The sequence below is a fragment of the Prolixibacter sp. NT017 genome, assembly GCF_009617875.1.
Lineage (GTDB): Bacteria > Bacteroidota > Bacteroidia > Bacteroidales > Prolixibacteraceae > Prolixibacter.
In genome coordinates this window covers 1046488-1067216 of record NZ_BLAV01000001.1, presented here as the reverse complement: position 1 = coordinate 1067216, position 20729 = coordinate 1046488, and the positions used below count along the sequence as shown (strand labels likewise).

19 protein-coding genes are annotated in these 20729 nt (G+C 43.3%); 14 read left to right on the top strand and 5 right to left on the bottom strand.

From position 1 onward, the window contains the following. Positions 1-182: 182 nt before the first annotated feature. The 5 genes from GJU87_RS04395 (at position 183) to GJU87_RS04375 (ending at position 6810) form a co-directional block, all read left to right on the top strand. Positions 183-3401, top strand: a complete 3219-nt coding sequence (locus GJU87_RS04395; protein WP_153638388.1) for a PAS domain S-box protein — start codon at positions 183-185, stop codon at positions 3399-3401. Between the two features lie 464 nt (positions 3402-3865). Further along, the gene (locus GJU87_RS04390; RefSeq protein ID WP_153638387.1) at positions 3866-4321 is read left to right on the top strand and encodes a cold-shock protein; all 456 of its coding nucleotides are present in this window, start codon (positions 3866-3868) and stop codon (positions 4319-4321) included. Between the two features lie 276 nt (positions 4322-4597). After that, positions 4598-5668 carry a winged helix DNA-binding domain-containing protein gene (locus GJU87_RS04385; protein WP_153638386.1) on the top strand — a complete coding sequence of 357 codons (1071 nt, stop codon included), beginning with the start codon at positions 4598-4600 and terminating at the stop codon, positions 5666-5668. 139 nt (positions 5669-5807) lie between these two features. After that, on the top strand, positions 5808-6383 hold the full coding sequence (locus GJU87_RS04380) for a DJ-1/PfpI family protein (RefSeq protein WP_153638385.1): 576 nt from the start codon (positions 5808-5810) through the stop codon (positions 6381-6383). A gap of 136 nt (positions 6384-6519) precedes the next feature. Then, on the top strand, positions 6520-6810 hold the full coding sequence (locus tag GJU87_RS04375; protein ID WP_153638384.1) for a YciI family protein: 291 nt from the start codon (positions 6520-6522) through the stop codon (positions 6808-6810). Positions 6811-6912: 102 nt separating this feature from the next. Here the strand turns inward: GJU87_RS04375 and GJU87_RS21415 are convergent, their stop codons facing one another. Next, entirely contained in the window at positions 6913-8892 is a 1980-nt protein-coding gene (locus GJU87_RS21415; RefSeq protein ID WP_228491861.1) for an alpha/beta hydrolase, read from the bottom strand. A 36-nt stretch (positions 8893-8928) separates the two neighbouring features. After that, positions 8929-10752 (bottom strand): alpha-amylase family glycosyl hydrolase, encoded by a 1824-nt coding sequence (locus tag GJU87_RS04365; RefSeq protein ID WP_153638383.1) that lies wholly within the window; start codon positions 10750-10752, stop codon positions 8929-8931. Positions 10753-10994: 242 nt separating this feature from the next. On the opposite strand from GJU87_RS04365, the gene GJU87_RS04360 reads away from it, so the two are divergent. The 5 genes from GJU87_RS04360 (at position 10995) to selD (ending at position 15535) form a co-directional block, all read left to right on the top strand. Beyond that, complete coding sequence (locus GJU87_RS04360; RefSeq protein ID WP_153638382.1) at positions 10995-12074, top strand: sensor histidine kinase; 1080 nt, start codon at positions 10995-10997, stop codon at positions 12072-12074. Between the two features lie 11 nt (positions 12075-12085). Next, positions 12086-12811, top strand: a complete 726-nt coding sequence (locus tag GJU87_RS04355; RefSeq protein WP_153638381.1) for a LytTR family DNA-binding domain-containing protein — start codon at positions 12086-12088, stop codon at positions 12809-12811. A 79-nt stretch (positions 12812-12890) separates the two neighbouring features. Further along, positions 12891-13334 carry a hypothetical protein gene (locus tag GJU87_RS04350; RefSeq protein WP_153638380.1) on the top strand — a complete coding sequence of 148 codons (444 nt, stop codon included), beginning with the start codon at positions 12891-12893 and terminating at the stop codon, positions 13332-13334. A 106-nt stretch (positions 13335-13440) separates the two neighbouring features. After that, complete coding sequence (mnmH, locus tag GJU87_RS04345; protein WP_153638379.1) at positions 13441-14466, top strand: tRNA 2-selenouridine(34) synthase MnmH; 1026 nt, start codon at positions 13441-13443, stop codon at positions 14464-14466. A 7-nt stretch (positions 14467-14473) separates the two neighbouring features. After that, positions 14474-15535 (top strand): selenide, water dikinase SelD, encoded by a 1062-nt coding sequence (gene selD, locus GJU87_RS04340; RefSeq protein ID WP_153638378.1) that lies wholly within the window; start codon positions 14474-14476, stop codon positions 15533-15535. Between the two features lie 25 nt (positions 15536-15560). Here the strand turns inward: selD and GJU87_RS04335 are convergent, their stop codons facing one another. Beyond that, a complete protein-coding gene (locus GJU87_RS04335; protein WP_228491860.1) occupies positions 15561-16499 on the bottom strand; it encodes a cation diffusion facilitator family transporter in 939 nt (312 codons plus the stop codon). Between the two features lie 332 nt (positions 16500-16831). On the opposite strand from GJU87_RS04335, the gene GJU87_RS04330 reads away from it, so the two are divergent. From GJU87_RS04330 to GJU87_RS04315, 4 genes are all read left to right on the top strand, one after another. Then, a complete protein-coding gene (locus GJU87_RS04330) occupies positions 16832-17533 on the top strand; it encodes a hypothetical protein (protein WP_153638377.1) in 702 nt (233 codons plus the stop codon). A 12-nt stretch (positions 17534-17545) separates the two neighbouring features. After that, the gene (locus GJU87_RS04325) at positions 17546-18025 is read left to right on the top strand and encodes a DUF456 domain-containing protein (RefSeq protein WP_153638376.1); all 480 of its coding nucleotides are present in this window, start codon (positions 17546-17548) and stop codon (positions 18023-18025) included. A 125-nt stretch (positions 18026-18150) separates the two neighbouring features. Next, entirely contained in the window at positions 18151-18804 is a 654-nt protein-coding gene (locus GJU87_RS04320) for a type II CAAX prenyl endopeptidase Rce1 family protein (RefSeq protein ID WP_153638375.1), read from the top strand. A 116-nt stretch (positions 18805-18920) separates the two neighbouring features. Further along, positions 18921-19355: a phosphate-starvation-inducible PsiE family protein gene (locus GJU87_RS04315; RefSeq protein WP_194831437.1), complete on the top strand. Its 435-nt coding sequence runs from the start codon at positions 18921-18923 to the stop codon at positions 19353-19355. A 155-nt stretch (positions 19356-19510) separates the two neighbouring features. Here GJU87_RS04315 and GJU87_RS04310 read toward each other — a convergent pair whose 3' ends face one another. Together GJU87_RS04310 and GJU87_RS04305 are read right to left on the bottom strand one after the other, a co-directional pair. Further along, the gene (locus GJU87_RS04310; RefSeq protein WP_153638373.1) at positions 19511-20005 is read right to left on the bottom strand and encodes a TIGR00725 family protein; all 495 of its coding nucleotides are present in this window, start codon (positions 20003-20005) and stop codon (positions 19511-19513) included. Positions 20006-20039: 34 nt separating this feature from the next. Then, entirely contained in the window at positions 20040-20696 is a 657-nt protein-coding gene (locus GJU87_RS04305; RefSeq protein WP_153638372.1) for a tetratricopeptide repeat protein, read from the bottom strand. Positions 20697-20729: the final 33 nt, after the last annotated feature.

The window sequence follows — 20729 nt, the reverse complement described above, 5'->3', positions numbered from 1 at the left end:
GAAACCGCAGTATCCAGAACATCGACGGAAAATTGAACAAACAACGAAAGTCAACTGTCACAATTATTACCAGACAGTTACAATTTGTTAAATAGTCACTGAATTTTAATCAGTTAAAATATCATATAATCGAAAAAGTTACGTTGTAATGAAACACACCCTTTCAATTTAGTACGTAATTTATGGATGTCGGAGTGAGCAAAATGTTGGAAGAATGGAAGAATTTTTTGGATCATTCCCGTGACCCTGAGTTCCTGCTAACCAGTCGCGGAGAGTTGGTCTATTGCTCTCCGTCTGCCTTTCAAATTGCGAATTTACGTTCGTCTGATTTACCGGCAACGGCCGACAACTGGCTGCAACTTATCCACCATTCAGAGCGTGAAATCTTGCTATCGAAAGTTAAAAGCGCTTTCGAGACTACTTATGTTCCCGTTCCGAAAACTATAACAATCACCAACTCCAAAGGGGATTCCGAGAAATATTTTGCTGTTTCGCAGCTCATCTCATCAGCCGATGCTGATATGAATTTGCTACGGGTCACCTTGCGGGAAGATAAAACCCGGCAAAACCAATCGGATGAAAAGCAAGAACTGCTGGATAAAATTATCGAGTTGGTCAACGGTGACACTTCCCTCGACAGAAAATTAAATGAGTTTCTGCGCCTGACGTGTCCTCAACCGAATATCAAAAATCTCTTCATATACTTTAATCGAAAGAATACAGACAACCCGGTTTACACCTGCGCATCGGAAAAAGAGCAGTTTCAGATTGTGACAGAGCAAAACAAAGCGTTCATCAATATCTGGAACGAGTTGCTCTATCACCTGAAACCGGCAAAAGAGAAACTTCATATCCAACGCCGGGAACTACCGGAAAACATTGCTTCCAGGCTAAAGGAAAAGAGAATTGACGAGCTTTATATTTTCCCCATTGTACCACAAAACAACGTGGCTGCCTACCTGGGGATTATACCGGATAAACCGCTCACTTTCGACGAATCACTGTGGGAGGAAATCAGTCGTGTGCTTTCACTCGCCTGGCTTATAGACAACAAGCGCAAGCGACTTATTCATTATAAAGAGAAATTGGATTGGTTGCTAGACACTTCCGGACAATGGTATTGGGAATACAATCCATCCAAATCAAAGTTTGTCATCGATAAGCACTGGATGATAAAGTGCGGCTATGCGCAGAATCACTGGCCGAAAGAGGAGTTTATCCGCTATGTCCATCCCAACGACCGCGATGCGTTTATCAATCAGTTAGAACTTTCTTCTGAAACCCGCAACCAGTTTTTCGAGACTGAATTCCGTTTTCAAAAATCAAACGGAGAATACCAGGCGATTTGCTGCAAAGGAAAAACCATGTTCAGTCACTACTCGGGCCGCCCCCGGATTGTGGGCGTATTAAACGAAATTGTTCCATTCGAAACCGTACAGGAACGCTTCGAGCAGGTTTTTCAACTCAGTCCTTCCTATATGGTCATTACACAAATGGCTACCGGAATAATTGTCGATGTCAACCAGCGCTTCCTTGACCTTATCGGGAAAACGAAAGACAAAATAATTGGTACCGACTTTTTTAAGTTGGGATTCATTTCGCAGGAAACCCGTGAGAATATTCGGGAAAAATTGCTGCGGAAGAAAAAAGTTACCAATGAAGAAATCACCATCGAAGTCGGAGAGCAAAAAAGATTTGGATTGTATAGTGCTTCAATCTTCATGAGTGATGGAGAAATGCTGGTGCTGTCCTCTGTCCAGGACTTTACCGAACAGAAAAATATCAGCAACGAACTCAAACAACACCGGGAAAACCTCAATGAATTAATAAAGCATAGAACCGTTGAACTGAACAAAAGCAAACTTTATTACGAGACGCTCATACAGGAGATGACGGACTACATTTGTCACTCCCTTCCCGATACGACTATACTGTTCGTCAACGATGCCTATTGCCGGTACCTCGGTCAGCGCCGGGAGAATCTGATAGGAAAACAGTGGATACACTTCATCCCTGACGCTTCAAAGGATTACATCTATGAACAAATCAAAATAATTAAAGAAACCAAAAAGGTCCACACATTCGAAATCAATGTACCAGCAAGGAATGGGAAACCGGAAACCTGGGTACAATGGATCAACGTCCCGATTCTGGACGAAAACGGTGAAATAAGTGAGATCCAATCCAGTGGCCGCGACATAACCAACATCAAACAGATACAAGCCGAATTAAGTGAAGCCAAAGAGAGAGCAGAAGCGTCAGGAAGGCTTAAATCCGCATTCCTGGCCAACATCTCGCACGAAATCCGCACGCCGATGAATGTCATACTTGGTTTCACCAATTTACTTATTGACAACGATCTGGATGAGGAGGAACGCGAGGAATTTGCCGGTCACATCACCAATAATGCTAATTTGTTGCTCCGCGTACTCGACAATATTTTGGAAATCTCCCGGATAGAAGCCGGATCTACCGCGATTGAGATAGCACCGTGTGATATCAATAAAATGCTGGAAAATCTTTGCCTGGAATATGAGAAACTGGCAAAACCTGGCGTAAAAGTATATAGTCGTCCTTCGCTCAAAGGTCCTTTCTCCTTCATGACCGACAAAAGACGCATGAAGCAGTTGCTCACCAACTTAATGGACAACGCCGTTAAATTTACCAGTGAAGGACATATCGAATGCGGATACAAACTACATCCAACTAATCATAATTTCGATCAAATTGAGTTTTACATCAAAGATACCGGAATAGGTGTCCCTTCCGACATGGTTCCTTTAATCTTTGAACCATTTCGGCAAGCCGACAACAGCCTTACCAGGCAATTTGGTGGAACCGGACTGGGATTATCTATCGCTAAGAAATTAGCCGAACTACTGGGCGGAACCATGAATGTCAATTCAGTTCCGGGCAAGCAAACAATTTTTTCCGTTACTTTTCCGTTTCAACCTTCAAATCAGGAAACAACAAAAAAGATGATACATAATACTGCCGACAATAAGTATCACTTTGTGCCCGACTGGCAACAGCACAAAGTATTAATTGTGGAAGATGTGGAGTCGAATTACCAATACATTTACAGTGTTCTTGGTAAAACCGGAATCCAAATTGTCTGGGCTTCAGATGGCAAAGAAGCAATTGAATATTACAAACAGAATCCGGATATCGACATGATTCTGATGGACATCAAACTTCCGATTATGAACGGTCTTGATGCAACGCAAAAGCTCAAAAGACTAAATCCCGACATACCGGTGATTGCCGTTACAGCCTATGCCATGGCCGAGGATAAGGAGAAGTGCCTGGAAGCCGGTTGCGATGATTTCATTGTCAAGCCCGTCAACCGCTTTGAATTGCTGGCCAAGATTGAGAATCACTTCGAATCTCAGGAATCATAACCGGCTTTTGCAGTGTTGGAAACCTAAAAATAATCAAATAAAGAGTTGACCTAAACCAAAACAAGACAACCTAAAGGTATCCGAATGGCGTGGTATACTCAAAGCTTTTGATCGAGGAAAAAGTGCTTTATTTCAAAAACACTGAAAATAAACGTTATATTTGCACTGATTCTGATTTGAGATTAAGCGCACATATACTAATTCCACTTTCGCATTAGTTATTCACTGCTCTTTTTAAGATCCCGTTTCGGTACCGTTTTGCACGATCCGGCAGTAGCCTGCTGGAGACCGATCAATTTAACGAACCGAATTTCAGTAATCAACATACATCTGATGATTCCGTGTAACGGAAAAGACTTGTGAAACAAAGTCAGCTTTTACAATCGGAATACAACTAACCGAATTATTCGGCATTACGAAAGGAAAATACAAACAGTCAGGTATATTATCAATTAAATTTATTTATGGGTAGATCACAAGAAACTTTCAACAAAAAAGAAGTACGAAACAAAAAAGAGAAGAAGAGAAAAGAGAAAGAAGCACGTAGGCAAGCCAGAAAAGACAATGACAAGAAAAGCAGCCTCGACGATATGATTGCTTACGTTGATGAAAACGGTATGATTACGGATACCCCTCCGGATCCGGACAAGAAAACCAAGACAAAAGCCGAAGACATTGAGATCAGCATTCCTAAGAAAGAGGAAATGGAACAGCTCGATCCGATCAGGAAAGGAAAAGTGACCTATTACAACGATTCCAAAGGTTATGGTTTTATCAGGGATACCGAAACACAGGAGAGTGTATTTGTCCATGTAAACAATGCACTGGACGAGATCAATGAAGGCAGCAAAGTTACCTTCGAAGTAGAACCTGGCCCTAAAGGTCCGGTTGCCGTCAGGGTAAAATTGCTCGATCAGTAATTTACCGTAGCACGCGTTAGTTGGAACAAAGCACTATGGCTGGTTCACTGACTGTTTTCCGGCAAATAACTTCGTTTCTGACAACAGGAGACAACAAAACAACTTCAAAAAATAAGCCGTCACCCGAAAGACAATTCGTACCAGGTGACGGCATTTTTTTTGCACTAAACCTGACTGTTCCCGGTTCGCCAAATTACAAAGCCCACTTATTTCAGTTGAAAGCGAACTTTCATTAAATTCCCTCGTAATATTTTTCACGATTGGAAACGTTGTTCAATGGAAAAACAAGAGATTGCTGCGGCCCGACTAAAAAATCAACAAATCACTTCACCAACTGAGACATCTCCCTCTGAGATAGTGAAATGGCTTGGAGCCATCCAGGCACAGGATCTGCCCATGGCATTATGGGCTATCGGGCTAAGAACATTTGATTCAACTCATGATTCGGTACGAGAAGCATTCAACAAAGGAGAAATAATCCGCACTCACCTGATGCGTCCAACCTGGCATTGCGTTTCAGCTGACGACATATACTGGATGCTTGAGTTGACCGGTCCTCAAATAAAAACAGCACTCAATGGACGCCACAAATCTTTAGGCATAACCGATGGAGTGCTGAAGAAAGCGAAGAACATCTTCATCAAACATCTGGAGAAAAACGGCCCGTCGTCCCGCACCGAACTGGTGTCTCTGCTGGAGAATGCAGGCATTCCGAACGAAGATAACCGTGCAGCACACCTCCTGATCCATGCTGAGCTGGATGCAATTATCTGCAGCGGTCCCCTGAAAGGTAACAAGCAAACCTATTCTTTGCTGGAAGAAAGGGTTCCCAATAAAAAGAGACTTTCGTACGAAGAAGCTTTATCAGAACTCGCCATTAGATATTTTACCAGCCACGGCCCGGCAACGTTGGATGATTTCGTTTGGTGGTCAGGATTGAAAAAGAACCAGGCAAGTCTCGCACTTGAAATGACTAAAAGCCAATTACATTCAGCAACAATCCATTCGAAGGATTACTGGTTTTCCCAAAATCAAACGTTTTCCCAACCAGACAACGAATCTGTTTTTCTCCTTCCTGCATTCGATGAATTCATTATCAGCTATCGCGACCGAAGTGCCGTCATCCCTTCAGAACATTATAAAAAGGCTATTTCCCGTAACGGTTTATTCTGGCCTGTGATTGTAGTAAACGGACAAGTTGAAGGATTATGGAAAAGGACGATTAAGAGAGATAGCATCGACATCGCAACCGATTTCTTTCAGACAGTCGACCAATTTGTTATGTCACAAACAGAGAAACAGAAACTAGCTTTAGCTGATTTTCTCGGAAAAGAAATGAACAGCTAAACGATTTCTTTACACTCCCCATCATAAAATTAGGAAGTGGTCAAACTTTATTTATAAAGGAGTTGTTTTTTCATCAGGAGACCTGCCTACCCCAAGCTGACCTGGAATTAACATTCAATACTAATTAAAATTCAACGAGATGAAGAAAATTCTTTTTTTAACCGGTGATTTCGCAGAGGATTACGAAACCATGGTCCCTTTCCAAATGCTTGTAATGGTAGGATATGAAGTTCACGCTGTTTGCCCCGGCAAGAAAAAGGGCGAAACGGTTAAAACAGCCATCCACGATTTCGAAGGCGACCAAACCTATTCAGAGAAACCCGGACACAATTTCGCCCTGAATTACAGTTTCAAAGATGTTAAGGCTGAACAGTACGATGGATTGGTAATTGCCGGAGGAAGAGCCCCGGAATACCTGCGCTTGAATAAAGAGCTGCTGGAAGTTGTAAAGCATTTCTTTACTGCCGATAAATCCGTAGCTGCCATCTGCCACGGAGCACAGATTTTAACAGCGGCCAATGTTGTAAAAGGAAGAAAGCTGACTTGCTATCCGGCCGTTGGCCCCGAAGTAAATCTGGCGGGCGGCGAATACCAGGACATCCCGGTAACAGATGCTTATGTTGACGGAAATTTGGTTACGTCGCCGGCATGGCCCGGTCACCCGGCATTCATCCGCGAGTTTTTGAAAGTAATGGGCGCGAAGATTGAAATCTAGACCGCTCTACATAATAAATTTTGAGAGGAGACCGGTGAGACTCAGAAAGATGATTCTTGCCGGTCTTGTCATTCCCCGGAAATAAATCAATGCCGGACATTACCTATCTTTGAGCCGGTAATTAAAATAGATTATTATGTTTATTGCAGTCTTAGTATACAAAGTGCCAATTGAGGAGGTGGAAAAACACCTCAACGAACATGTTGAATTTCTGAAAGAACAATACGAGGCAGGAAACTTCATTGCTTCCGGAAGAAAGGTACCACGTACCGGCGGAGTGATCCTCTCAAATATGGACTCAAAAGAAGAACTTGAAAAGATACTGTCGCAGGATCCATTCCATATCAATGATGTCGCTGACTATGAAATCGTCGAATTTGTCCCTACCATGACAAGTAAAGAACTCGAATTCCTGAAACAGCGATAAAATGAATAAAAAAGACCAGAGTTGTTTGATCCGGATTAACATCCGGCCCAAACAACTCTGAAGTCTATCTTTGGAAAAAAATATTATTCAGTCAAGCCATTTCTACCTTCCCAATAAAAATGTAACCGGAACATCCAGTCGTTTGTGCCAGGAACGTTCCGAATGATCTGCACCGTCAAATTTCAACGTCTCCCAATTCGATTTGGAATATCCCCGCTCCCGCATGACACTATCCACTTTCTGTTGAAGAGGTTCATACATCGCATCGAGGGTTTCAGTACCATAATCGAAATAAATACGATGTGAATCCGGCGATGGCAGATGCTGTCTCATGTAGTCAACAAACGCATCGGGAATGGGATTATCTTTCAACGAAAATGTTCCAGGCCAATGTGTCGACATACAAGCTGCCCCACCAAACACATCCGGGTACTCACAAATTGCATACATCGAAATAAGCCCTCCCATGCTAGATCCCATCACGAAAGTATGTTGTGGATCGGTATAAGTAGAATACGTACTGTCGATGTACGGTTTCAACTCCTTAACCAGAAATTTCAGGTAGTTATCTGACTGTAATCCGATCGGGAATAAGGGTATGTTTTTAGCCTGCCACACTTTATGAAGCAATGAATCCTGGAAAGAAACCGGTAAAGACTCAAAAGGTTTCTGCGGAAAATAATCACCGTGACGGTCCTGTCCTGTATTCCAAATACCCACCACGATGCATGGTTCTATCTTTTTCTCACTCATCAGCTTGCTCACAACCTCGTCAACGCACCACGCTTGTTTATTCCAGGTCGTTGTCGAATCGAACAGCATCTGACCATCGTGCATATATAGCACGGCGTACTTTTGATGCTTGTTGTATCCTTTCGGAAGCCAAATATCGACATTGTGGGCTGCAATATAGTTTGACGGAAATTTAGTTATCCTTTCCATATGTCCGCTGCAGACTTTGGGCATTGGATCTCCATGAAGCAAATCGGCGTACCGCTTTTTCAAATCAACAAAGTCACGTATTTGTTTCCAGTATTCCTGCTGATTCTGAATATTTCCATGCCAATCCGGATCAGGCAACTCTTTCCGGGTTTCAGACCACGGCTTATTCTTAAAGAAATCCTCATCAATTTTGCTGCCTTTCAGTTGAGAAAATGGGGCCAGAAAAATATAACCATCAAATAACTGGCTCAATGTAAAATTGGGATAACCCATGCTGTAAGAACTGCTGTCGGGCAAATCTCCCCACGGTGTTCCAACCAGGTCAAAACCAACCGATCTGTCGTGATTCAACTGCATCAGCTCTTCAATCTTTCCGTTGGCAGGGGAACAAAGCGAGGGAGTTTTGCCCGGTTTATTGTAAAACGGGCAGTGCAACAAAATATTAAAAACCTTGCCGGGATAATTTTGGTACAACCGGTTACCCAGCCATTCTTCATTACCGCTTTTGTACTTCGTAAACGCATGCGCAACTCCCACCAGCAGCAAGGCTTTTTCATGCCGATCCAGCACCTCTTTTTTAACTATTTCAGCACGAAACTTATCCGGGGTTCCTTTATAAAAAACCTTCGCCATGTTCTCAGGTGTCCGTTGTCCGCTGAATCCCTGCCAATGATATTGGTAGCTGAGATTCAATATTCTGAATTTTCGGGCATTGGCAGGCAAGCTTCGATTGAAAGTCCACGCAGCTTTGTATATATTCTGGTAGGCCTTGTAAGCCCATCCAACATTGTAATAGTACATCATGTCACGCGCCACCTGAGGATTGTATTGTGGCGCTGTGATTAACGAATCCAAACGCGACTGCATTTCCGCAGCACCGAACTCCATTCCCAGGTTGTACACACCTGCCTTGTATAATTCAGGAATCAAACCGGCCACCATATTAAGGTTATTCTGCACGGCATGGTCCTCTCCCAGCATAACGATATCATACTTCAAAAACTTATGAATGATATAGTCTTCCGGACTTTCTTTCAGATATGAAAAATATTTGGCTGCTGAAACTTTCAGTGGCTGTGCATCGACCTGCTGAAGAAAAATGATCAGCAACAAAAGAATGCCTGATAATTGTTTTCTCATCTTTCGGATTTTAATGAACATCAAATCATGCTTACCTTATAACTCAATGATGTATGGAGTCAGCGGAGGAATATTCAACGAAGACTCAAAATTGATCTTGTCTCCCGTTAAAATGTTCGTTCCTTTTCGCACTCCTTTCAGTATCTCATCAAACCGCGTTACGTCCAGTGACTGAGCTTCGGTATTGTTGTTTAGAACTACCATCACTTTGTCGTTTCCCGCGATACGGAAGTAAACATATACATTGTTCTTGGGAACAAAATGCACCAACTTCCCGGATGCAATAGCTTCGCTGTTTTTCCGCCAGTTCAGTAACCGCGTGGAAAAGTCAAGCGCTTTTTGCTGTTCAGTCGTCAGGTTCTCGTCTTTAAAAACATTGACTGTATCGCTGGCCCATCCACCGGGCATATCTTCCCGGATAACTCCATCAGGCTTCAATCCTTTCATCAATATCTCGGTGCCATAATACCACTGCAGTATGCCGCGAGTGGTCGCCAAGAAACTCAGCGCCAGTTTTAACTGGTCATAATCACCATTTAAGTCTCCCAAAATCCGGTCGACATCATGGTTATCCGGAAAAATCATGTTCAATTCGGGGTGGCCGTATAAATAATCCTTCGTCAACGTATTAAAAACCTCACTTACATTGCCTCCTTTTTTGAAAGCACGAAGGGTAGCATAATAAAGGGGGAAATCAGTAATGCTATTTAAATGAGACCGATAACCATCCGGATTCGTTTCTTTTCTGTTCCAGTAAATTTCGTGCGAAACATCAGTTGCCCAGACCTCTCCAACAACAAACATTCCGGGATATTCTTCCTCAATACGTTGTCTCCATCTGGCAGAAAAAGTTTTGGAAAAATAAGGATAGGTATCGATTCGCAGGCCATCCAAATCGGCGTATTCCACCCACCAAATCGAATTCTGAATCATGTATTTTGCCAGAATCGGACTGTCCATGTTCAAATCAGGCATGTTGGTATCAAAATAGCCACGAACCTGGCTTTTCATATCCGATTTAGAAGCATATGGATCCGAAATTGTCGCATTACTAAAAATGCATCGGCCAATACTGTCCATACTATTAATCCAGGTTGGAGACGGCATATCTTTCATCCAGTAATGTACAGAACCACAATGATTAAACACCTGATCCATGATGACTTTCAATCCTTTCTGATGGGCAGCGTTGACAAACGCTTTGTAATCGTCATTTGAGCCGTAACGTTTATCGGTTTGGTAAAAATTCGAAATGGCATAACCATGATACGTATAAGCCGTCTGGTTGTTCTCCAGCAAAGGCATGGGCCAGATGGCTGTCATTCCCAATTTCTTGATGTAATCGAGATGTTCGGTCATTCCTTTTAAGTCACCACCATGCCGGCCGTAATTAATCGAGCGGTCAGCCTTTTCGGCATATCCGGCTACTGTATCATTGGTTGAATCGCCATTCGCAAACCGATCAGGTGTTATCAGGTAGATGGCATCATTCTCCCGAAAAGGAGTCTTAACGTCAGCATGCTCGCGACGTTTTTTCAGTTCATACGTTCGATCAATATTCCCGCTTTTTGTTCGAAACACAATGGGAAACTTACCAGGCTGAGCCGTCTTTGATACCTTCAGGTTGATAACCAGGTAATCTTTGTTCGGCATCGGTTTTATATTTGCCAGTTCTACTCCTGGTTTATTAATGGAAACCGAAGCTGAAGCAATATCTTTTCCGTAGACCAGTAATTGCAGTGTCGGATCGTGCATTCCTGTCCACCAGAAAGGCGGCTCAATTTTATCGACTCGTGCCTGTTGGGCAAAAAGGACAAACGAAGAAAATAAGAAAACGAAAAACAGTGCTGTTCTTTTCATTGGTTTAAAATTTGGAATTCGTTATTCATTTTTCAATCCTGCTACTGATCTGCAGTTCTCAAATACGAATAAACGACATCCAAAGAACAAAACGAACTCATTTTCACAGACAACCAAGCTCGAAGCACGAACGACAATTAGACCTAAAAGCCGGTTATTCATGCAATATTCCTGTTGTTTGTGAAAAACAGAAAGGCACACTGACCTTTTTGCCTAATTTTATCATTCAGAAAACTGAGTCGATGGAATTTTACTCAATTACTCAAAATATCGCCCGAAGAACCGGGATTCCCCGATGGGGATTGCATTTCATCTACTGGGTGCTATGGGGCTGTTTTTGGGGTGTTATGTGGGGCACCTTCGATAACAATTACGAAAAAACCTTCTATATTCAACTGCTGGAACTTCCATACAAACTCATTTTTGTTTACAGTATTCTCTATTATTTCATGCCCGTTTACCTGGAACGTCAGCGCTATCTACTCTTCATTTTATATTATTTGCTGATTCTGGCTTCTTTAAGTATCCTGGTAAAATTCACCTGGTACTTTTTCATCGAGTCCATTTATTTCCCCGAGCGCCCACACAGCATGCTCCGGCTGACCGATCAGCTGAATATTATTCTGACCCTCAATACAGCGATGGTCATCCCCTTTGGCATCAAACTAACTGAATACTGGCTGTTTCAGCAACAGAAAAGCAGTCGACTGGAAAAAGAAAAGCTCCAGGCAGAGCTAAAATTTCTAAGGACACAGGTCAATCCTCACTTCTTATTCAATTCTTTAAACAGTATTTATGCGCTTTCGCTGATGAAATCAGAACTGACTTCAGATACGATTGCCCGGCTGTCGGAAATTATGCGTTACCTAATTTATGAAGCAGACGCCCCGAGAGTGAGCATTGACAACGAAGTGGAATTCATCAAAAGTTATATCGAGTTTGAAAAAATCAGGTTAAACGAAGAGGTTGATATTTCTTTTTCTATGGTAAATGATCGCACGGGAACAATTCCTCCGCTACTCTTTATCCCACTCATCGAGAATGCTTTCAAACACCTGAAGGCTTTCGGAGCAGAAAAACCATGGATTGTCATCCAAATGGAGTTGAGCAACGAACGAATGAAACTTCTGGTGGAAAACAGCGCTGGCAATGTCTCCGTCAAAAAAGAAAATGGTGGTATAGGTATCAGTAACCTGAAGAAAAGACTGGAACTGCTTTACCCGAATCACTATGAACTTTCGCTAAAGCAGGAAGACGAAGTTCACTACGCTATGCTAAGCATTACTGACAAGGAACTTTCTCACCCCCAACCGAAATTGTAAATTACCAGTGAATGAAGATCAGATGCCTCATAGTAGACGACGAACCGCTAGCCCGTGCAGTGCTCCGCGATCACATCAGGAAAATCGATTTTCTCGAACTCGCGGGTGAATGCCGAAATGCACTGGAAGCCACTTCTGAAATACTGAAAGGAGGAATCGACCTGGTCTTTCTCGACATCAATATGCCGGTCATGTCAGGGATTGAATTGGCCAAACAAATCAAGGAAATGCCGACGCTGATTTTTACGACGGCTTATTCAGAACATGCATTGGAAGGTTTTGAGCTGGATGCCGTCGATTACCTCGTTAAACCCATTACCTTCAATCGTTTTGTTCGTGCAGTCAATAAAGCCGTCAAATGGCTTTCCAGGAATGATAACAGCTTAAAGGAAATGGAAGAAGCAAAAGAATCCGTCGCTCAAGCAGACGAGAGCTTTGCCTATTTCAAAGTGGAAAACAAAATGGTTCGTCTTATGCTAGCCGACATCATCGCGGCCGAAAGCCAGGGGCATTATGTGAAAATCTACACAGCAAAAGAGAATCACCTGGTTTATCAAAGCATCAGTCAACTGGAAGAGCGTTTACCTTCCGGCATCTTCATTCGCTGTCACCGTTCCTTCATCATTAACATTCGGCACATCAGGGCAATGACCTATCATCATATCGAAACAGATATTTTGAAAGTCCCTATCGGAAGAAGTTACAAAGCTTCAGTCCAACACATTATTGCGAAATAGAAAACATATATCATCTTGACGTTTACAAATCAACATTCTACCTTAGTAGAACGATAAACTTTCTTACGAACTCCTAATCATGAATACCATGCGAAACCTGTTGATTTCACTAATGATATTTCTGGGCATTGGTGCCATCGCCGGCGGCTTCGCATTGATTATTTCACCATCTGGTCAATTACTCGAATTGCCATTATCAATTTTGGAAAATTCACCTTTTCACAGCTTTCTCATCCCCGGAATCATACTACTTTCCATACTTGGGGTCTTCCCACTTTTGCTCGCCTTCGCTCTGGTGAAAAAACCCAAATCATCCCTGGCCTCCAAAATTAATTTCTTCACCGACATGCACTGGGCATGGTCATTCAGCATATATACTGGCTTTGCACTCATAGTATGGATACAGGTGGAAATGGTAATCATCCAGTCAGTTCATTGGTTGCACACATTTTATATGCTATATGCTGTAACCATTCTGTTTGTCGCTCTTCTACCACCTGTTAGAAGCAACTATAAACTTTAGCAAACAAAAATCATCGCTCTCCTTTTAACTCATTTTGATTTCTCTTCATACATCATCCCCTTGTTTTCCACTCCGAAAAGCATAATTTTGTGCCAAATTTCACTCGATGCAAATACTGTCTCCCAACGAATTTCTTGACAAAGCAGAAAATACTCCGGTAGTTGACGTTCGCTCTCCGGCCGAATACGCCGAGGGACACATTCCGGGAGCGGTAAACATTGCCCTTTTTGGGAATGAAGAACGAGCCGAAATTGGAACAATTTACAAGCAACAGGGAAGAACGGAAGCCATTGAGCGCGGTTTGGACATTGTTGGACCGAAGATGTCCGGGTTTGTGAAGGAGGCTCAAGCGTTAGCGGGTAATGGAGAATTGTTGGTTCATTGCTGGCGTGGCGGCATGCGTTCGGAAAGTATGGCCTGGCTGTTTGAGCGCATGGGCATTCAGTGTTTTACATTGAAAGGAGGCTATAAGGCATATCGCAATCTACTGCTGGATGAATTCGCCGCAATTCCAAACTTAATTGTACTGGAGGGATTTACTGGTAGTGGGAAAACGGAAATGATACAGGAACTGGCCCGCCAGGGCGAGCAGATTCTCGATCTGGAAGGGTTGGCCAACCACCGGGGTTCGGTTTTTGGCGGCGTTGGACAAGCCGACCAGCCTACCACTCAACAATTTCAAAACGATTTACTAGCAGCTTTGCGAAAACTCAACTGCGAAAAACGCATTTGGGTCGAGGGCGAAAGCAAAAGCATCGGGCACGTGTTTTTACCTGATCCCTTCTGGAAAGCGATGAATCAGGCCCGAATCATTGAAATAGAGGTTCCGGTGGAACAGCGCATTAAACGAGTTGTCAAGGACTACGGACAACTGGAAAGATCCAGAATGACAAACGCCATTAACTCACTGCATAAACGTCTGGGAGAAGAACGGACAAATCTCATTCTCGAGTTGTATCAAACGAATCAGTTGGAACAGGTGGCTGCGATGTTGCTCAACTACTACGATAAAGCCTACCGATACAGCCGGGATAAATACAAAAAGAGCTACGCAAGCATCGATTTGAGCGGAAAAAATATTCGTGAAGATGCCACGAAGCTGGTGAAGAAAGCAAACGAATTAAAATTATAGAAGGAAAATGGAAAAAGGTTCAGATAACAAAATACCAGTTGAACCCCTTAGGCTCACTCAATATTCGCATGGAGCGGGATGTGGTTGCAAGATTTCTCCAAAGGTTCTTCGGAACATTCTAGCCGAGACGAAAACCGAAGTTGACGATCCCAATCTGTTGGTTGGCAACGGAACACTTGACGATGCGGCGGTGTATGCCATCGATGATGAAAAAGTGCTCATATCTACCACCGATTTCTTTACGCCTATCGTTGACGATCCCTACGATTTTGGCGGCATTGCATCGGTGAATGCGATCAGCGACATTTACGCCATGGGTGGCAAACCTTTGATGGCCATTGCCATTTTGGTTTGGCCGGTAGACAAGCTTCCTGCCGAAACAGCGGGCAAAGTTCTCGAAGGAGCCAAACGAGCCTGTGCACAAGCTGGTATTGCCATTGCCGGCGGTCACAGCATCGATGGCCCGGAGCCTGTCTTTGGATTGGCCGTAACCGGAATCGCTTCGCGTGACCACGTTAAAAAGAACAGTTCAGCGAAAGCCGGATGTGAACTGTACCTTACCAAACCATTGGGCGTTGGCATTTTAACGACTGCACAAAAACAAGGTCTTCTGAAAGAAGAAGATTTGGACGTCGCCCGCAACTCGATGATTACGCTGAACAAGATTGGTCAGGAACTGGGGGAATTGGAGGGAGTTACGGCCATTACCGACGTAACCGGATTCGGATTACTGGGACACCTCTCTGAAATTTGTGAAGGAAGTAATCTGAGTGCCACTGTAGAATTGGCTAAAGTCCCGGTGCTGAATAATCTTGATTTCTATATCAAACATAAAACCTTCCCGGGAGGAACATTTCGGAATTTCGATAGCTACGGGCACAAGATTTCTCGTCTGACGGAAGAGCAAAAAGTAGTGCTGTGCGACCCACAAACCAGTGGAGGACTTTTGGTCGCGGTTGATCCGGTCCACCGGGATAAATTTCATGAAGTGACCGAGCGATATGGAATGCAGTTGGAGGCTTTCGGCGTTTTAACCGAACCGAAAGAATTTGTTGTGGAGGTAAAATAAGCCGGCGAAACAATCGCAACCAGAACTAACAACAGCCATTTCCTCCTGCCAATACTCCCGGATGGTGACGGCTGTTGTATTCAAACTGCAATGTGACATGCTCGATGCCATATTCATGATGCAGCAGTTCTTCGATTGTATGTCGTACTTCAATGGTTTGGCTGGTTGGAAGATCATTTTGCAGATTGACATGCGCTTCAAAATACAGACTGCCTTCGGATAACGCCCAGGAATGAAGATGATGCACGTTATTTATTTCCGGCAACGTTTCCAGTTTCTGCTTTGCTTCCACCAAATCAACTTCCGAAGGCGTAAACTGCATCAGCACGGAGGTCGACTCTTTCAGCAACCCTATGGTATGGTACAAAATATATACACTGATGATGACTGTCACCAACGGGTCGATCCAGTAAATCTGCCAAACCTCAATCACAATGGCACCAATAATAACAGCCAGCGAGGTAAGCGCATCGCCTAACAAATGCAAATAAGCAGCCCGAACGTTAATGTTACTTCCTTTGTCTTTTTGCAGAAGAAGCACTGAAATGGTATTCGCTATCAATCCAATAATTCCGAGCCACAACATAATGCCACCATCCACAGGAGTCGTGTCAGCAAAACGCTGAGCTGCTTCCACGATCAGGTAAACCGAAATCGCAATCAGGGCCACTGAATTGATGAACGCCGCCAATATTTCGCTTCGCCGAAAGCCAAACGTCTGACGGGGAGTACCCGGCTTTTTTCCAAGTCGGTAAGCAATCCACGCAAGCAACACAGCCACACCATCACTCAAATTGTGCAATGCGTCCGAAATCAGCGCTAAACTGTTAGAAAGAATTCCTCCCACAATCTGAGCAGCTGTTATGAGAAAATTCAAAATAATCGTCAAAAAAAGCTTCTTCCCGGTCATATTATCAACCGAAGCTTGCTCATGGTGATGATGGCTATGATGATGTGAACTCATATGAATGCAAATTTAAAAAAACCCCGGTTCCATCGAACCGGGGTTGTAACCCTTAAAACACCAACGCAAAGGAAATCAATCAAGAATTAAACCAACTAACCTAACTTAACAAACCATAGAAAAAACTACTGTACTCATTATCTGTAACGTAACGGGGGTGAAAAAGTTTATAGATTAGCATGAAATTTGCAACTGAGACTTAAAAATTTTTCCATGCTGAAAACTTCAACGAAAGTGAAAAACCGAGCTTGGGAAAACTTCAAAAGAACCATGCATAATCCTTCGATTTTTTCTATTTTCAGACAATTAAAACAAACTCAAACCTGAAATCCATGAAACAATTAAAACGACTGATTATTGCACTCCTTGTTATATTACCACTGATTGGCAAATCACAAAACGTAGTATTGAAAACTATCGACGATGTACGTTTTTCAAAAATGATACACGGAGAACGTTTCGGTCTTCAGAATCTTTCATTGAAAGACATTCAGGGCTCTCCCTTTCTAAACGACCAGTTTGTAAAGGGGACCGTCGTCACAACCAAAGGAGACAAATACGTTGACGTACCGATGCGATATGACCAATACCAAGATGAACTCCAGTTTGAGAAGGACGGAAAGCCAATGACATTTTCTCCAAAGAGTATCGTAAAAAGAGCCGAATTTGGTGACCGAACATTCACATATACCAGTTACCAGTTCACTGGTAATAAAACAAAAGAGGGATACTTCGAGATTTTGGCCGACGGTAATGTCAGACTCCTGGCACAGCACACCATCAAGTTCTTCGACAAAGAAAAGGAGAAACCCTACGTTGATCCAAAACCAGCCCGTTTTGACTGGCCTATGGAGGATTTTTATATTCAGGTAGGCACTTTTCCCGCTCAACATGTCACCAAGAAAAAGAATTTGCTGGGAGTTTTCCCGAAACACAAGAAAGAAGTGGCAGAGTATTACAAATCCAACAAACTGTCACCCAAAGACAAAGAGGATTTGATAAAGCTGGTTAATTATTACAATTCCCTGAACTAATACGCCCGATTAATGGACTATGTTCTTATCACTATCAGTGCCATCCTGATGTTGGTTGGCCTGATAGGTTGCATTCTGCCTGCATTACCCGGTCCCACCCTTTCCTATCTGGGCCTGGTTGTCCTCAGTTTTTCCGACAGGGTAACCTTTTCCACTCGGTTTTTCATCATCTGGGGAATTGTTGCCCTGGTGGTTACCATTCTCGACTATGTGATTCCTATCTGGGGAACCAAACGATTCGGCGGTAGTAAATACGGAGTCTGGGGCAGCATCATCGGACTGTTCGTTGGACTATTTTTCCCACCAATCGGCTTCATTCTCGGTCCATTTGCCGGAGCCATCGTCGGCGAAATGTACGCAGGAAAGCGCTCCAAAGAAATGTTTCGGGCAGGATTTGGTTCGTTCATCGGATTCCTGGTAGCCACTTTCATCAAAATTCTGATTTCAGGCACGATGTTTTTCCTGTTCTTTAAAGGACTTTTCTGGTCCTGAACAATTTTGACAGGAAAAAAAACGAATGTCCAAATCCGGAAATTTCAGTTTATTTTGAACTATATCTCTCATTGTAACGTATATAATAGTACCCCCTTCAATAATCCACGTTACAATATTCACTTATGAGAGGATTCATTTCATTTTACCGCAAACGCATTCTCAGGATAACAGAGTTCCTGGTAATTTTTTTGATTGTTCCGATTTTGTTGTTTACAAAGGTCATCGACGTCTCCTTTTTCCCTATACTTCTTCTGGGAGCAATTATTTTTATGATTCAACTCATCCGCGATCCATCTTTTCGTCTTAAGCGACTATGGAACTGGGGAAAAGCCAGAAAGTCTATCGGACGCATCCTTCTCTACTTTGTTCCGGTGGCATTACTCATGACGTTGGTCGTCTATTTCTGGGAACCGGATCACCTGTTTTACCTACCGAGAAATCACCCGTGGCTCTGGTTAGGGCTACTCGTGTCCTACCCGCTTTTCTCTGTCATTCCGCAAAATATTGCTTTCCGCGCTTTCTTTGTTCACCGCTACCGGAAACTGTTTCAAAGCAACAGCACCATTATTCTGGCCAGTGCCACCATGTTTGCCTTTGGCCACATCATCTTTCACAACTGGTTGGCCGTTGTTCTCACGTTTATCGGCGGCATTCTCTTCACCAAACGATACATTGAAACCAAATCACTGGTCGCCAGCATTATTGAACATTCTCTTTACGGCGTATGGCTCTTCACCTGTGGATTGGGCGTGTTTTTTACCGAACAGGTTGTATAAACCTATATTTAGGGAGAAAAAGCTCAGTTTAAAAACATTATCTTTAACGATGTAGTTACCAATTATCCAAAATTGTTGTGTGAACGATGTCTACCCCATCTGAAAACAAACTGAATATGAATCAACTGATTGAAAAATTTGAACGGTTTGTCATCTGGGCGATGCTTCTTCTTCTCGGAATCGTCGTCATCGTCTCGGTATTCGAGTTCGCTGTCCTGATTTTCAAAGTAATTTTCATTGAACCACATGAGAATGCTATCGCTTTCGACATCAACCATCTCGATTCAGTTTTTGGCTTATTTTTCAGCATCCTGATTGGACTGGAATTATTTGAAACAGTGAAAGTTTACCTGAAAGACAATATTTTCCACGCCGAGATTATCCTGCTCGTAGCTATCATTGCGGTTGCCCGAAAAGTCGTGTTGCTCGATTACTCAGACACAAAAGGCCTAACCATGCTGGGAATTGGCTTTATTATTCTGTCTCTGGCAACCGGCTATTATTTATTGAAAAAAGGGAACAGAATCAAAAATGGAAAGAAAGACGTGTAAGTAGTGGGGCTGCAGGTGTGCACAGCCCCATATACTCGGTTAGGTCCGGAATGGATTTTTTCACCTAATCCTCCCCCAAACGGGAACACGAGGTTAGGTCGCCCATATTTATTTATCCGGCTCCGAAGATAGAATAATTTTTACTTGGAACAATATTAAATATGAGCATTTTGGTTGCACTTATACCTGATAAAAGTTACGATATCTTCCGGCGTGCCGGCTGCAACCACTTCTCCTAAACGACTAAAAAACTGCACGTCCGGCTCATCCATGCATGCGAGAATGACGGGCTTTTTCATTTTGATAGCCATGCTCACTTCCGACGATGTTCCGGGGCCTAGTCCGATAGCAACAACCACCTCCGACGAAAGCACGTTAACAGCATTCCGAGCGTGACCGATGCCGGTAAAAACCGGAATTTCGACATATTCAGACATTCCCTTTTTATCACTTCCCGGAAGGATACCAACGGTTAATCCGCCAGCTTTGGCAGCGCCTTTCATTGCGGCTTGCATGACTCCTTCCGCCCGGCCACCTGACAATACAACGTAACCAGCTTTAGCTAGAGCCGCACCGGTTGCTTCTGCGAAAGCACAGACCTCTTTTCCGGCCGATTCGCCGGGTCCCATAATTCCGATAATCGTTTTCACTGAATTATTTTTTGATACCAGCAGACAGAAAAAACTATACGTCCAACAGCGTCACGTAATCCTTCAAAACCTGACTACCAGGTTCTTTTATTCTTTTCCCGAAATCCTCCAGCCAGGAAACCATGTCTCTTTCAGCCGCCAGTGATTGCAGGACAGGGAGAGCTTCCCGCATCATCAACGAAAGTCCGGGCATTCCTTTGGAAGCCAGGTAATCCTCTTCTGACTTATACAATGCACAATACATCGCTTTTAGTTCATTAATTCGACCAAAAGCTTCACGCGTAAACCCCGAATCACGCAATACGCGGAAATACTGATACAACATCTGCGGCTGCGAGATGGCATACTGGTATGAATGTTTAGTCGACGCTCCGTTAATCATATTAAAGGCAGCCTCTGCTTCCAATACATGTTTGGATTTGGCGTAGGCCATGGCCAGGTTGAACCAGTCGTGACGGGCATTGGCCAGCTTACAGGCTTTTTGAAAATAGTTGATAGCCTGATCAAACCGCTTCAGTTTATACATCGCCATCCCGGCAATCTGCAAAGCTTCCAGCCGAACTTCTTTGTTGGTCGATTTGAGCAACAAACGAACTTTACTGAAAGCCTCCTCGCGTTTACCATCGTGATACAACTGCCAGGCTTCCCTGATTTTTCGCTCGCGGTAATTCTTTCTGATATTTAGTGGCATAGGAATCTTTTTTTTAAAACTACAACCTTCTCA